Origin of the sequence: Anabaena sphaerica FACHB-251 (genome assembly GCF_014696825.1) — a bacterium.
Taxonomy (GTDB): Bacteria; Cyanobacteriota; Cyanobacteriia; order Cyanobacteriales; family Nostocaceae; genus RDYJ01.
In genome coordinates this window covers 162,244-175,453 of the sequence record NZ_JACJQU010000004.1, presented here as the reverse complement: position 1 = coordinate 175,453, position 13,210 = coordinate 162,244, and the positions used below count along the sequence as shown (strand labels likewise).

16 protein-coding genes and 1 pseudogene are annotated in these 13,210 nt (G+C 39.6%); 8 read left to right on the top strand and 9 right to left on the bottom strand.

Features of this window, described 5'->3' with window-relative positions; genetic code table 11:
• Positions 1-67: 67 nt before the first annotated feature.
• Together tadA and grxC are read right to left on the bottom strand one after the other, a co-directional pair.
• Positions 68-559, bottom strand: coding sequence for a tRNA adenosine(34) deaminase TadA (gene tadA, locus H6G06_RS09680; RefSeq protein WP_206754712.1), 492 nt, complete (start codon positions 557-559; stop codon positions 68-70).
• A gap of 133 nt (positions 560-692) precedes the next feature.
• On the bottom strand, positions 693-1,013 hold the full coding sequence (gene grxC, locus H6G06_RS09675; protein ID WP_190559472.1) for a glutaredoxin 3: 321 nt from the start codon (positions 1,011-1,013) through the stop codon (positions 693-695).
• 214 nt (positions 1,014-1,227) lie between these two features.
• Here grxC and glpX point away from each other — a divergent pair, with 214 nt between their 5' ends.
• Both glpX and H6G06_RS09665 read left to right on the top strand, forming a co-directional pair.
• Positions 1,228-2,265, top strand: a complete 1,038-nt coding sequence (gene glpX / locus H6G06_RS09670; protein WP_190559470.1) for a class II fructose-bisphosphatase — start codon at positions 1,228-1,230, stop codon at positions 2,263-2,265.
• Between the two features lie 117 nt (positions 2,266-2,382).
• Positions 2,383-3,669, top strand: a complete 1,287-nt coding sequence (locus tag H6G06_RS09665; protein ID WP_190559468.1) for a glutamyl-tRNA reductase — start codon at positions 2,383-2,385, stop codon at positions 3,667-3,669.
• Positions 3,670-3,756: 87 nt separating this feature from the next.
• Here the strand turns inward: H6G06_RS09665 and H6G06_RS09660 are convergent, their stop codons facing one another.
• Positions 3,757-4,089 carry an ArsR/SmtB family transcription factor gene (locus H6G06_RS09660; protein WP_190559466.1) on the bottom strand — a complete coding sequence of 111 codons (333 nt, stop codon included), beginning with the start codon at positions 4,087-4,089 and terminating at the stop codon, positions 3,757-3,759.
• Between the two features lie 90 nt (positions 4,090-4,179).
• On the opposite strand from H6G06_RS09660, the gene H6G06_RS09655 reads away from it, so the two are divergent.
• Positions 4,180-4,881, top strand: a complete 702-nt coding sequence (locus tag H6G06_RS09655) for an MBL fold metallo-hydrolase (protein ID WP_190559464.1) — start codon at positions 4,180-4,182, stop codon at positions 4,879-4,881.
• A gap of 151 nt (positions 4,882-5,032) precedes the next feature.
• On the opposite strand, the gene H6G06_RS09650 is transcribed toward H6G06_RS09655, so the two are convergent.
• From H6G06_RS09650 to H6G06_RS09635, 4 genes are all read right to left on the bottom strand, one after another.
• Positions 5,033-5,209, bottom strand: coding sequence for a helix-turn-helix domain-containing protein (locus H6G06_RS09650; protein WP_190559462.1), 177 nt, complete (start codon positions 5,207-5,209; stop codon positions 5,033-5,035).
• Positions 5,210-5,474: 265 nt separating this feature from the next.
• Positions 5,475-6,260 (bottom strand): ABC transporter ATP-binding protein, encoded by a 786-nt coding sequence (locus H6G06_RS09645; RefSeq protein ID WP_190559460.1) that lies wholly within the window; start codon positions 6,258-6,260, stop codon positions 5,475-5,477.
• A 101-nt stretch (positions 6,261-6,361) separates the two neighbouring features.
• The gene (locus H6G06_RS09640; RefSeq protein WP_190559458.1) at positions 6,362-6,931 is read right to left on the bottom strand and encodes a Uma2 family endonuclease; all 570 of its coding nucleotides are present in this window, start codon (positions 6,929-6,931) and stop codon (positions 6,362-6,364) included.
• Between the two features lie 101 nt (positions 6,932-7,032).
• Positions 7,033-8,142: a branched-chain amino acid ABC transporter permease gene (locus tag H6G06_RS09635; RefSeq protein ID WP_190559456.1), complete on the bottom strand. Its 1,110-nt coding sequence runs from the start codon at positions 8,140-8,142 to the stop codon at positions 7,033-7,035.
• Positions 8,143-8,434: 292 nt separating this feature from the next.
• On the opposite strand from H6G06_RS09635, the gene H6G06_RS09630 reads away from it, so the two are divergent.
• Both H6G06_RS09630 and H6G06_RS09625 read left to right on the top strand, forming a co-directional pair.
• A complete protein-coding gene (locus tag H6G06_RS09630) occupies positions 8,435-8,632 on the top strand; it encodes a hypothetical protein (protein WP_190559838.1) in 198 nt (65 codons plus the stop codon).
• A 47-nt stretch (positions 8,633-8,679) separates the two neighbouring features.
• Positions 8,680-8,940 carry a cytotoxic translational repressor of toxin-antitoxin stability system gene (locus H6G06_RS09625; protein ID WP_190559836.1) on the top strand — a complete coding sequence of 87 codons (261 nt, stop codon included), beginning with the start codon at positions 8,680-8,682 and terminating at the stop codon, positions 8,938-8,940.
• Positions 8,941-8,996: 56 nt separating this feature from the next.
• On the opposite strand, the gene H6G06_RS27795 is transcribed toward H6G06_RS09625, so the two are convergent.
• Positions 8,997-9,128 carry a hypothetical protein gene (locus tag H6G06_RS27795; RefSeq protein ID WP_277875189.1) on the bottom strand — a complete coding sequence of 44 codons (132 nt, stop codon included), beginning with the start codon at positions 9,126-9,128 and terminating at the stop codon, positions 8,997-8,999.
• Positions 9,129-9,302: 174 nt separating this feature from the next.
• Here H6G06_RS27795 and H6G06_RS09620 point away from each other — a divergent pair, with 174 nt between their 5' ends.
• The 3 genes and pseudogenes from H6G06_RS09620 to H6G06_RS09610 all read left to right on the top strand — a co-directional run bounded on the left by H6G06_RS09620 (position 9,303) and on the right by H6G06_RS09610 (position 11,765).
• Positions 9,303-10,886 carry a glucose-6-phosphate isomerase gene (locus H6G06_RS09620; RefSeq protein ID WP_190559834.1) on the top strand — a complete coding sequence of 528 codons (1,584 nt, stop codon included), beginning with the start codon at positions 9,303-9,305 and terminating at the stop codon, positions 10,884-10,886.
• Between the two features lie 242 nt (positions 10,887-11,128).
• Positions 11,129-11,446, top strand: a complete 318-nt coding sequence (locus tag H6G06_RS09615; RefSeq protein ID WP_190559454.1) for a hypothetical protein — start codon at positions 11,129-11,131, stop codon at positions 11,444-11,446.
• A pseudogene (locus H6G06_RS09610) lies at positions 11,443-11,765 on the top strand (aspartyl protease). Before H6G06_RS09615 ends, H6G06_RS09610 begins: the two are co-directional and overlap by 4 nt.
• Before the next feature lie 47 nt (positions 11,766-11,812).
• Here H6G06_RS09610 and H6G06_RS09605 read toward each other — a convergent pair.
• Positions 11,813-13,210: a DUF1802 family protein gene (locus tag H6G06_RS09605; protein ID WP_190559452.1), complete on the bottom strand. Its 1,398-nt coding sequence runs from the start codon at positions 13,208-13,210 to the stop codon at positions 11,813-11,815.

Sequence of the window (13,210 nt, the reverse complement as noted above, 5' to 3'; positions counted from 1 at the left end):
TTATGTCCACCGTAGATTTTCTTGAGTAATTTGTGTTTTGCTATCTGGACAGTTTTACCTCTGTCTGTTATTTATGCTTATGCCTTTTAGCTGCAAACCAAGTCTGTAATTGTTGACGACAGACTGATTCTAGAATACCTCCTACCACTTGTAAACGGTGATTAGAAGCAGGGCTATTGGGTATGTTGATAACAGTACGAATTGCGCCAGTTTTGGTATCGTCCACTCCATAGACAAGTGTCCCCAAACGTGCATGGACTATGGCACCGGCACACATCGGACATGGTTCGAGAGTTACATAGAGGGTGCATTTATCCAAACGCCAACTTTGCCAGGTTTTCGCAGCTGACCGAATCGCAATCATTTCAGCGTGGGCGGTAGGGTCTTTGTCCCGTTCTTTTCTATTTTCCCCTTCGGCAATTAAGTTGCCCAATGAGTCAATAATCACTGCACCTACAGGAACTTCACCAGCATCACCAGCCACTTGTGCTAATTCTAGGGCGCGATTCATCCATTTTTGGTGTTTTAGATATTCTGGTGGTAACTGGTCATTGGTCATTGGTCATTTGTCATTTGTCATTTGTCATTTGTCATTTGTCATTAGTTATTCATCTCCCCCTGCTCCCTGCTCCCTGCCCCCCTGCCCCCCTGCCCCCTGCTCCCCTGCCCCCCTGCCTCTTCGCTGTCACCTGTCAACTGTCACCTGTCACCTGAATTAACAAAGGATCGAGTTGACCTTTGGTATCCAACTCATACAGGTCATCACAACCGCCTATATGTTGATTATTGATAAAGATTTGGGGGACACTGCGGCGGCCGTTGGCGCGTTCTGCCATATTTGCTCTCGCTGCTTCGTCACCGTCAATTTTGTATTCGGTGAATCTGACACCTTTCCACCACAGCAGCATTTTGGCGCGGATGCAGTAAGGGCAGGTTTGCCAAGTGTAAATTTCTACGTTGGCTTTGATACGCTCTGGGTGGCGACCTAAAAGGGGGTTGAGAAAGTCCAGCATATTCTGACTTAGAGATTTTTGTTATTTATCTCTAGCCTAGATCATTTACCGCGTTGATACAAAAGCACTGTTATTTTCTTTCATTCTGTGCCAATTAGATTTTCACAGCAGTAAAACTTAACTTTTTTCTATATGTATCCGTACTTTGGTAGACTTGAAAACTGAAATGGCCAGATAAAACGACGCTAAGATCAGCAATTGAGAGGGCAGTCCTGTGGAAAATACACTTGGGTTAGAGATTATTGAAGTAGTTGAGCAAGCAGCGATCGCCTCCTCGAAGTGGATGGGTAAAGGCGAAAAGAATACTGCTGACGAAGTAGCAGTAGAAGCTATGCGGGAACGGATGAACAAAATCCATATGCGTGGTCGCATCGTTATCGGCGAAGGCGAACGCGATGAAGCTCCCATGCTTTACATTGGTGAAGAAGTCGGTATCTGTACTCAACCAGATGCAAAAAATTTCTGTAACCCTGATGAATTGGTAGAAATTGACATTGCGGTTGACCCTTGCGAAGGTACTAACCTGGTTGCTTATGGTCAAAATGGCTCCATGGCAGTTTTGGCAATTTCCGAAAAAGGCGGTTTATTTGCTGCTCCTGACTTCTACATGAAGAAACTTGCAGCACCAGCAGCTGCTAGAGGTCATGTTGATATCAACAAGTCAGCTACAGAAAACCTGAAAATCCTTTCTGAGTGCTTAAACCGTGCTGTTGAAGAATTGGTAGTAGTAGTGATGGATCGTCCCCGTCACAAAGACCTGATTCAGGAAATTCGCACCGCTGGAGCAAGAGTCAGACTGATCAGTGATGGTGACGTTTCTGCTGCTATCTCTTGCGCTTTCGCCGGTACTAACATTCATGCCTTGATGGGCATTGGTGCTGCACCAGAAGGTGTAATTTCTGCTGCGGCTATGCGTTGCTTGGGTGGACACTTCCAAGGACAATTGATTTACGATCCAGAAGTGGTACAAACAGGTTTGATTGGTGAAAGCAGAGAAGGTAATCTTGCCCGTTTGGCAGAAATGAACATCACTGATCCAGACAAGATATACAATTCTGACGAATTAGCTTCTGGTAATACAGTGCTATTTGCAGCTTGCGGTATCACCCCCGGAACTCTGATGGATGGTGTGCGTTTCTTCCACGGTGGTGCTAGAACTCAAAGCTTGGTTATTTCCAGCCAATCTAAAACTGCTCGCTTTGTAGATACAGTTCACTTATTTGAAGAACCCAAGGTTATCCAACTCCGGTAGTAACTGGTGATTGGTGACTGGTGATTGGTGATTGGGGAAAAACTACCACCAATTACCAATTACCAATTACCAATTACTAATTACCAATTACCCATTACCAATTACCAATTTTAAGAAATGAATATTGCAGTGGTGGGGTTAAGCCATAAAACAGCCCCTGTAGAAGTTAGAGAAAAATTAAGTATTCCCGAACCTCAAACTGAAGGTGCGATCGCTCATCTCCTCAGCTATCCTCATATTGATGAAGTAGCTATCCTCAGCACCTGTAACCGTCTGGAAATCTACATTGTTAGTGATGAAATCACTCAAGGTCTTCAAGAAGTTACCCAGTTTCTGGCAGAACACAGCAAATTACCTGTGATGTCTCTGCGACAACATTTGTTTATGTTGATGCACACTGATTCAGTCATGCACATTATGCGGGTGTCCGCTGGTTTAGATAGTCTTGTTCTGGGTGAAGGTCAAATACTGGCTCAGGTGAAAAATACTCACAAACTGGGACAGCAATACAATGGTATAAAAACAATTTTAAATCGCTTATTTAAACAAGCTTTAACTGCTGGTAAGCGGGTTCGCACCGAAACTAGTATTGGTACTGGTGCAGTTTCCATCAGTTCCGCTGCTGTGGAGTTGGCTCAGATAAAAGTAGAAAATTTAGCTCCCTACCGTGTGGCTATTCTCGGTGCGGGGAAAATGTCCCGGTTATTGGTACAACACCTGATTTCTAAGGGTGCAACTCGAATTAGTATTGTTAATCGTTCCCGTGAACGTGCGGAAGAATTAGCTAAACATTTCCCAGAACAACCTATTGTCATCCATCTGCTCCCGGAAATGATGTCTGTGGTGGCTAATAGTGATTTGGTGTTTACCAGCACTTCTGCAACTGAACCGATTCTAGACCGGGCTAAGTTAGAAATGGTTTTAGACCCTAATCATTCGCTGATGTTATTTGATATTTCTGTACCCAGGAATGTAGATGCAGATGTAAATGATTTAGTAAATGTCCAGGCGTTTAATGTGGACGATTTAAAAGCGGTTGTGGCGCAAAATTACGAAAGTCGCCGCAAAATGGCACAGGAAGCGGAAAAACTCCTAGATGAAGAGGCAGAAGCTTTTGATGTGTGGTGGCGGAGTTTAGAAACTGTTTCTACTATCAGTTCTCTGCGGAATAAAATTGAAAGCATCCGCGAACAAGAACTAGAAAAGGCTTTATCGCGCTTGGGTTCGGAATTTGGAGAAAAACACCAAGAAGTCATTGAGGCTTTAACAAGAGGAATAGTTAATAAAATATTACATGACCCAATGGTACAATTACGGGCGCAACAGGATGTTGAGGCCAGACGTAATTGTATGCAGACTCTGCAAATGTTATTTAACTTAGACGCAGGGAAACAGTTTAGCTGAAATCAGCAGGGGAGCAGAGGAGCAGAGGAGCAGAGGAGCAGGGGAGCAGGGGAGAAGATTTTTCCCAATTCCCAGTCCCCAGTCCCCTCACATTTTGAGTTGTTCTAACTGCTTGGTTTGTTCTTCGAGTCTGACGGATAAGCGATCGCACACCAAATCACATAACTGAAATAAAATAGGATCAGCGATTTCATAAATGACGCTGACTCCCTCCGGTGTCCGTTTGACAATACCTGCTTGAGTCAAAATCTTCAGATGCTTCGATACATTCGCTTGTCCTAGTCCCGTCTCCGCAATGATTTGGGTTACATTCTTCGCTCCAGTTTTCAAACAACACAACACTTGTAACCGACTGACCTCGGACAGCACTTTAAAATATTCTGCAACCTGACTAAGAGCGCCTGGAAATATCTCTGACATAGAAAACTAGAAGAATTTTATAACTTTATCTTGATTATTTTACCATATAGTTATATGATTAAATAAGTAAAAATGAGCGGAGGTGAAAAAATGTTATTTCGCCAACTTTTTGACAAGGAATCTAGTACATATACATATCTAATTGCTGACGAAAATACAAAAGCAGCAATTGTCGTAGATCCGGTATTAGAACAGGTAGAACGAGATTCACAACTAATTCAGGAATTAGGTTTGACACTGCACTACTGTTTAGAAACTCACATTCATGCAGATCACATTACGGGTACAGGTAAATTACGTCAACTAACCGGATGTTTAGGAGCTATACCGGAAAATGCAGCTGCGAATTGTGCAGATCAAAAAATCAAAGATGGAGAAATTCTAGAACTAGGATCAATTGTAATTGAAGCGATCGCCACACCAGGACATACAGACAGTCATCTAGCTTATTTAGTCAACCAAGAAAAGTTATTAACAGGAGATTCCTTATTAATTCGTGGTTGTGGAAGAACTGATTTTCAAAGTGGTGATGCAGGAACTTTGTTTGATGTAGTCACAGAAAGACTATTTGCTCTTCCAGATGAAACTTTAGTTTATCCAGGACATGATTACAACGGTTTTACAGTTTCCACTATTGGAGAAGAAAAGCAATACAATCCTAGATTTCAAGGACATAACCGCGATAGTTTTATTGAATTCATGTCCAATTTAAATTTACCAAATCCGCAAAAAATCATGGCAGCAGTACCAGCAAATCAACGTTGCGGTAATGCTGTTTCAGTTAACAATTAATCCTACAAATTCAAGTAAAGGTAAAAATGGCAATATAACAGTTATAAAGTAGTATAATATACAAGATACCCGACTTCTTTAAGAAGTCAGGTATCTGATAGGATAATATTGCTATATCAAGGTGATGCAAATTCCAAAAAATTACCCAGAATTACAAAATGTGTCGCATTCTGGCTTGATAGTCCATTAATGCACCTTGAGTAATGACAGTGCAACCATTTCGTCTAGTTGTGGGAATTTGTCCTGTTCTTAAAGCTGTATACAAGGTGCTTTGGTCTACACCCAAAAATCTAGCTGCTTCGACAAGGGATGTACCTGGTTGGAGCATACACCCTCTTCTTCTTTTTCTGCTTGCAAATGTGTATAACATATGGCAATTGAAAAATGAATTATTAAATCTTAATGTTTCTAGGCAAAAAATGGGGAGTTAATATTGTTAAACAAAACCAGAAGTAAACAATATCGAGCATATGAAGATATTGAAAACAAATATCTTACCTCCTAACTAATATTTTAACTCAAAAGTCTACTGATATACTGGCTTAATTATGTTGTTCAAGCCAAGGGTAAAAATGCTGATTTTTATCATTTGTCTATTCTCCCAAATATGCCTCTAAAACTTTAGTATTTCTTTGAATTTCAGTGGGAGTACCGACGGCTAAATTTTGCCCTTCTGCTAGTACCCAGACGCGATCGCACAAGGACATAATCACATCCATATTGTGTTCAATAATTAAAAAAGTCATCTCGTCTTCACGGTTCCACCTGAGAATGCGATCGCATATATCATCAATTAATTTGGGATTCACCCCCGCAGCAGGTTCATCTAATAAAATTAACTTAGGATTAGTCATCAAAGCCCTTCCCATTTCCAGCAGCTTGCGCTGTCCCCCAGATAAACCACCAGCATAGTCATTTGCTTTTTTGTCTAACCCTACAGACTCTAATAAAAACATTGCTCTTTCTTTGAGTTGTTTTTCTTCTTTAGCGACAACGTGCGGTTGAAACTGAACTTGCCAAAAATTCTCCCCGGTTTGTTTTTGTGCTGCTAACAGCATATTTTCTAAAACCGACAACCGCGAAAGAGTTCGCGCTACTTGAAAGGTGCGAATTAAACCTTGTTGAGCAATTTGATATGGTTGTAAATTATGAATAGGTTCACCATCAAAAATCACTCTTCCCTTATCTGGGTGGATGAAATTTGATAGTAAATTAAATAAAGTAGTTTTACCAGCACCATTAGGACCAATCAAACCAGTAATGCTACCTTTAATAACTTCGATATTGACCTCTTTAACAGCTTGAATGCCACCGAAGCTTTTACAAAGTCCGGTAGCAGCTAATAGGGGAAATTGGGGGGATGCTATATTATTTACCATAATGATTTATTCTCAACTTAATTTTAATTATTATGAATGATTTATGAATGATTTTCGACAAATACTTAATGCCTAGTTTTATCAATAGCTTTCATTATATTTTATCCTTGTAAAACCTCAGCTACATTTAACTTGAGATCCATAAATAAAGGAGAACAAATTGTCTGATCAACTGTAAAAACTTGCTCTTCATAAAAACCTTCTACCCACTCTAAAACCGTTACCTTTTGCTGCATCGGATCAACAATCCAATATTCAGCAATACCTCGTGCTGCATACTCAGAACGCTTGTAACGATAATCTCGATTTTCCTGATTTGGACTTACTATCTCGACAACTAACAAAGGTGGTGGCATATCCATTAAAATTAGAGAGCGTGTAGCACCCTGCATTACCTGAGCTAATTCTTCAGAAAACACGATCAAATCAGGAACACGCACCCCGACCTGCCGACTATATACAGCCATTTCTGTTTTCATACTCAAGCGGTAATAGGGAATACCTAATTGAGAAAAATAGATTAATAAAAACATTGCTATGCGCCGATTTAGCTCACTTTCTAAAGGCATAGGAATTAATTCTCCGTTCTCCAATTCATATAAAGTATCTGTACCATCATCAAATTGAAGAAATTCTTCAAAGGTCATTTTTTTAGCCGTAGCAACTATCATGGCTATTTCTCCCTATAAACTGCTTGTATTAACTATTTTAACAAATCCTTTATTTTCTCCCTCTCCTACTGAATATTTTGTATTGCCTGTTTCCTGCTGTATTACTTACCAAGAGTAAGTTCCTCCTTTTTACCTAGAATACCTTGAGGTCGCCAAATCATCAGCACCATGAGAATTAGACCGATGAACATAATCCGAAAAGCGCCGATGCGTTCCACATCCAAGGGGACAATTTTTGGTAAAAATTCCCGTGTCAGGGCATCATAAGCAAAATAAATGACTGCACCTAAAATTGTGCCGATATTATTACCAGAACCGCCTAAAATTACCATAATCCAAGCATCAAAGGTGAGTTGGGGCTGAAAATTATCAGGATAAATGGCGCTGAGTTGCCAAGCGAAGAAACCACCAGCAATACCAGCGATCGCACCTCCTAACATTAAAGATTGTAGTTTGTACCAAAAGACGTTTTTACCTAATGCTTTGGGTACTTCTTCATCTTCGCGAATGGCTTTGAGAACTCGACCCCAAGGAGATTTGACTAAAAATTCTAACCGCCAAAATACAAACGCTAATACTAACAAAGCCAACAACATCAAACCTGCTTTAGGATTATAGTCATACAGTCCCATCGCACCAGCAACATAAATTGCTACTGACAATAAACCCAAAATTACACCCACTACCAAACGGGAAATGAATTCTTGGTTGTTGCTTGGGGATTTTTGAGCCGTTTTCACCCAGCGCCACAAAGAAAATAGAGTAATAATTGTTAGTAGGGTAAGTACAGCAATCATTAGCAATCGGAAAAATAAGTTTGGCGTTGTGTTTAAGGGTATGAGATAACTCTGCACACCAAACGCCCCAGATACCCAAGCATCACCCACTGGTAAATCTTGGTTATTCACCACCAAACGAATTAGTTCCCCAGTGCCGATAGTAACAATACCTAGATAATCTTCCCGTAACCTTAAAGTTGCAAAACCAATTACCAAACCCAACAAAGCGGCGACAATTGCCCCAGCTATAGCTGAAAATAATAGAGGTACACCCTTTAAACTTAACAAGACAGTGGTGTATGCGCCCAAAGTCATAAAAGCAATATGACCAAAGTTAATCAACCCTGTAAAACCCCACTGCAAATTAAGTCCTAGTGCGAACAGGGCAAAAGTAGCGGTAGAAATAGCCAGAAAAATCAGATATTCAATCATAATTAGTCATTAGTCATTAGTCATTAGTCATTAGTCATTAGTCATTAGTCATTAGTCATTGGTCATTGGTCATTGGTCATTGGTCATTGGTCATTGGTCATTGGTCATTGGTCATTGGTCATTGGGTTATTCATCTTCCCAGTCCCCAGTCCCCAGTCCCCAGTCCCCAGTCCCCAGTCCCCAGTCCCCAGTCCCCAAGAATGCAACGGAATAGATTGTAGTGTAACTTGGGTATTGTAAAACTTCGCCCAATATTGTCTACTATTGATTTGAACTGGAGATGGTGAACAATATGAATTTAATGCGGATTAGGATGCACCACCTCATTGAGCAAATACCTGATGAGGATCTGCAAAGTGTTTGGGAGGTTGTCCAAGCCTTGCATTTTGACTGTTATATGCTCAAAGCTATGGGAAAAGTTAAGCGATCGCAGCATCCGTGGGACATACTCACCCATGATGAGGCCATACGACTATTAATGTTTATGTAATCAGCAACGAAAGTTAACAACAAAAAATTGGGTGAGCAAGAGTGAATCTGGAAGTAGAAGTGCGCTATGCCAGGTCTTTTTTGGTAGACCTCAAAAGTTTAGAACCAGTTGCCTATGAACGGGTGTATGATTTTGCTTTTATTGAGTGTATTAACAACAAGTGGCATTTGCACAGCCTGCCGGAGTTGCGACAGCTTGATGATGAGGGTATTTTTTATCGTTTTACCATAGATAACTATCTGATTGGCATAGAAATTACGGGGGAAATAGTCAAATTCTTGCGTGTTGTTCCTAAGCCTGATGTTTAAAGAATTCAAAATGCAAAATAGCCTAACGGCAAGGCTTACGTCCATAAAATTCAAATCTACCGACTCATAACTTCTGGATGTTTGATTGTTTCTGGCAGCTTGAGTAAAGCCTGTTCGAGTAAATTCAGGTACTTTTCTAAGTCCCCCATAAAGTAGGGTAGCAATCTACTTAGTTGTGCTGTAGTCATATAGATGTTGAAATGATATGGGTAGTGCCTTACACTTCAACCTGGCTCGTCTCCTACTCGGAAAGCTCCCTGCTCCCCTGCCTGTCAATTGTAAACTGTATAAGACAAAGCAGGGATCGCCAAAACCATACATTAAACTGGAGTTTGACCAATATATTTGAGATTTCCCTCATGATGGATGCTAAGGCACTTTGGCAACGTTACCAAGATTGGTTATATTACCACGAGGGATTAGGACTGTATCTAGATATTAGCCGGATGCGGTTCGATGATGCTTTCGTGGAATCGTTGCAGCCGAAGTTTGACAAAGCGTTTGCGGATATGGCAGCTTTAGAGAAGGGAGCGATCGCCAATCCTGATGAAAACCGGATGGTAGGACACTACTGGTTGCGGAATCCCGATTTAGCACCGACTCCAGAACTAACACAAGAAATTGTCCAAACCTTAGAACAAATCGAAGCTTTTGCTGACCAGGTACACACTGGGGCTGTACATCCCCCCAAGGAAAGCCGCTTCACAGATATCATTTCTATCGGTATTGGTGGTTCGGCTTTGGGGCCAGAATTTGTGGCTGAAGCCCTCGCACCCGATTTTCCACCCCTGAAGATTCATTTTATCGACAATACCGATCCTACAGGTATTGATCGGGTTCTCTCCCACATCGACAATTTAGCCAGCACTTTAGTATTAGTCATTTCTAAATCTGGGGGAACTCCCGAACCCCGTAACGGCATGATTGAGGTGAAAAAAGCCTATGCTGCCAAAAATTTAGACTTTACTAAATATGCAGTTGCTGTTACTGGACCAGATAGCAACCTAGATAAAGTCGCAAAATCTGAAAACTGGTTAGCCCGGTTTGCGATGTATGACTGGGTAGGTGGACGTACCTCGGAAATGTCTGCTGTAGGGCTAGTACCTGCGGCTTTACAGGGCATTGATGTCCGTGCCATGCTGGATGGGGCAAAAGAAATGGATGACGCTACTCGCGTCGCTAATATCAAAAATAACCCAGCGGCTTTGTTAGCTTTGGCTTGGTATTTCTCCGGTAATGGCAAAGGCGAAAAAGATATGGTTGTCTTACCTTACAAAGACAGCTTGTTATTATTTAGCCGCTATTTGCAACAACTGGTAATGGAATCTTTGGGTAAGGAAAAAGACTTAGACGGTAAAACTGTATATCAAGGTATTGCTGTTTATGGTAACAAAGGTTCTACCGACCAACACGCCTATGTACAGCAGTTGCGGGAAGGTGTACCCAATTTCTTTGCAACCTTAATTGAGGTTTTAGAAGACCGTCAAGGTGCATCTCCAGAAATTGATCCTGGTGTGACTTCTGGTGATTATTTGGCTGGTTTCTTGTTAGGAACTCGTCAAGCACTGTATGAAAATAACCGCGATTCGATTACAGTGACTATTCCTCAAGTTAATGCTCGCACAGTTGGCGCGTTAATTGCATTGTATGAACGGGCTGTAGGTTTATATGCCAGTTTAGTAAATGTCAATGCTTATCACCAACCAGGTGTAGAAGCTGGTAAGAAAGCCGCCGCTGTTATTCTCGATTTACAACAAAAAGTAATGACTGTATTGCAAACAGAAAAGAAAGCACTTTCTATTTCTGAAGTTGCTGATAAAGCGGGCGTTGCTAATGAAGTTGAAGCAATTTACAAAATTCTCCGTCATTTACACGCTAATCATCGCGGTGTGGTGTTAACTGGTGATTTAGCTAAACCAGGTAGTTTAACTGTTTCTCTCGGTTAAATACAATTAATTATCTTGGTTTTTTAGATCCTCGATTTCTTGAAGAAGTCGGGGATTTAAATTTTTTAATCTCACGCAAAATAGCAATCGTTCATACCCAGATCCCCGACTTCTAAGATCAATTTATCATTTATGAACACAATAAACAAAAGAAGTCGGGGATCTTATCGCCTCTCATGAATTCTTACAACAAAATATAATATGTTACAATTATCTTAGTTTGAATAATTGAGTTAAAAACTATGACACAATTAACATCACAACAACCAAGAAGAAGAGGCAGAATTTTTCCTGAACTGACTTTATCACCGGAAGAATTAGCTAAACGTAAAGCTGAGAATGAAGTAGAACATCAACGTTATCAAGCTATTTTTGAAAAATTACGTCCTGAGTTGATCAAAGATCATTATGGTTGGTATATTGCCATTGAGCTAAATAGTGGTGATTATGTGATTGATCAAGATAAGGAAGTTGCACATAAAAAAGCACGGGAAAAGTTTCCCAATGCGGATCACTGTGTTTTTTGCCTGAATGAATCGGGGGCAGTTGGTAGAATATGATACAGGGTTATTTTGGTGAGAGGAGGCAGTTATTTTTCGAGATTGAATTAATTACTGCTGATGGCTTGAATTTACCTGTTGATGCTTTGTTTGATACAAGTTTTACAGGGTTTATGGCTATTAATACGCAAGATTTAGATAGTCTCCAATGGGAGTATATAGATAAAGATATTTAGGTAAGGTAATTTTGAATAATCAAGAGTATGAAATTCCTGTTTACGCTGGTGATGAGTTAACGGAGATTTTATTGGGTTCAGAATGGTTGGAGTTTTTGCCTTTGGTGGTGAATTTTAAAGCTGGTGTTTTGACTTTGGGATGATTTTTTCTCACGCAGAGACGCAGAGAGCGCGGAGAGAAGAGTTATTTTTAATTTATTGGTAAGTCGCGTAAATAATAGAATTTATCATTTTTCCAGTCGTTTCCTTTTTCTTTTCCTAAGTAACCTGTTAATGGTGATGATAGTTCTATTAATAAATCATGTACTATTTCATCTGTTAAAGTTGATTTATTGATGGCGTTATAGTGACTACGAATTTCTATCACTGTTACAGAAATTTCGTTAGTTGATTTAGGAATTTCTTTGACTGCTTGAATAATGTGCGATCGCAATTTAATCTCTTTTTCTATTTTATCTATATATTCGTTAATTTTATCATCAATTTGTCCAGGTTCTAAATATTGCTTTAATTCAATTAAATTTATTGCACCTGGATATTTTGCTTTTAGTTCTACTAATTTTTGTAATGTCATAGCTTTAATAATACTGGTTTTAGATATTTTGGCAGATTTTTCGAGAGATTTTTTGAGTTGTTTAGTAGGTTCTCCTGGTCCAATAATTAAGCGTACTGCTTGTAGATAATTTTCTTGCAGATGTCTTTTTCCTATTCTATCTAATTCTTCTACGGCACGATCTGGAATACTTCTCCCTGCTTTACATTCGCACACTAAAGGATAAGGTTGGGAACAATATAAGTCTAAACCTCCAGCACCACCTTTATAAGCATTTTCAACTTGAAATCCTAAAAAATAAAGGCTTTTACGGGAGATGTTTTCAAAGTCTGTACCCGCTTGATAGTTGCTTTTTTTCTCTTCTAGTTCTATGCTTCTATTTCCTAAAGTTGTAATTGTTTTTATCCAAGCTAAATCGGAATTTAGTGTATTTGTAGTTGGTTCATTACTCCAACATAAAAATATTTTGATGTCATTTTCTAATTGTTGTGCTGCTGGGTTATTGTTGGCTATTTGTGATAATGCAGTTTGTAATTCTTCTAGTTCAGGATGTAAGGGAGGTTCTAGTTTTTCTAATTGTTGTTTGCGTTGAAGAAATACTTGATCACTTAATACGGGTTTATCTTCAGATACAGAAATATTATGAGGTAAAGGTGCAAATTTACCTAGTTTATCTTGGATATTGGGAATAGCTGGAATTTCCCAAGGTTGAGATAAATGATAAACGCGCAAATAAGCTAGAAAAAAATGCGGCTGTTTTTTTAATATTTCCTCAAATGTTTCTGGTTTCCAGATTGTTAATTGAGATAAAATATCTAAAGGTTTAGTTTTATCTAGGATTTCGCAAAGTTCACATTTAGCCCATGCTTTAATTGAAACTACATTTGCTGAAATATCAACAGGAGAAAGAGCAAATTTTTGTTCAGTATACAGCAATTTACGAGGAATTGCAGTAATAATTCGCCCATGTATTAAAGCTTCAATATCGGGAGCTTGTAAACACAAGGCGTTATAAATTAAACCTGATTTATTCAT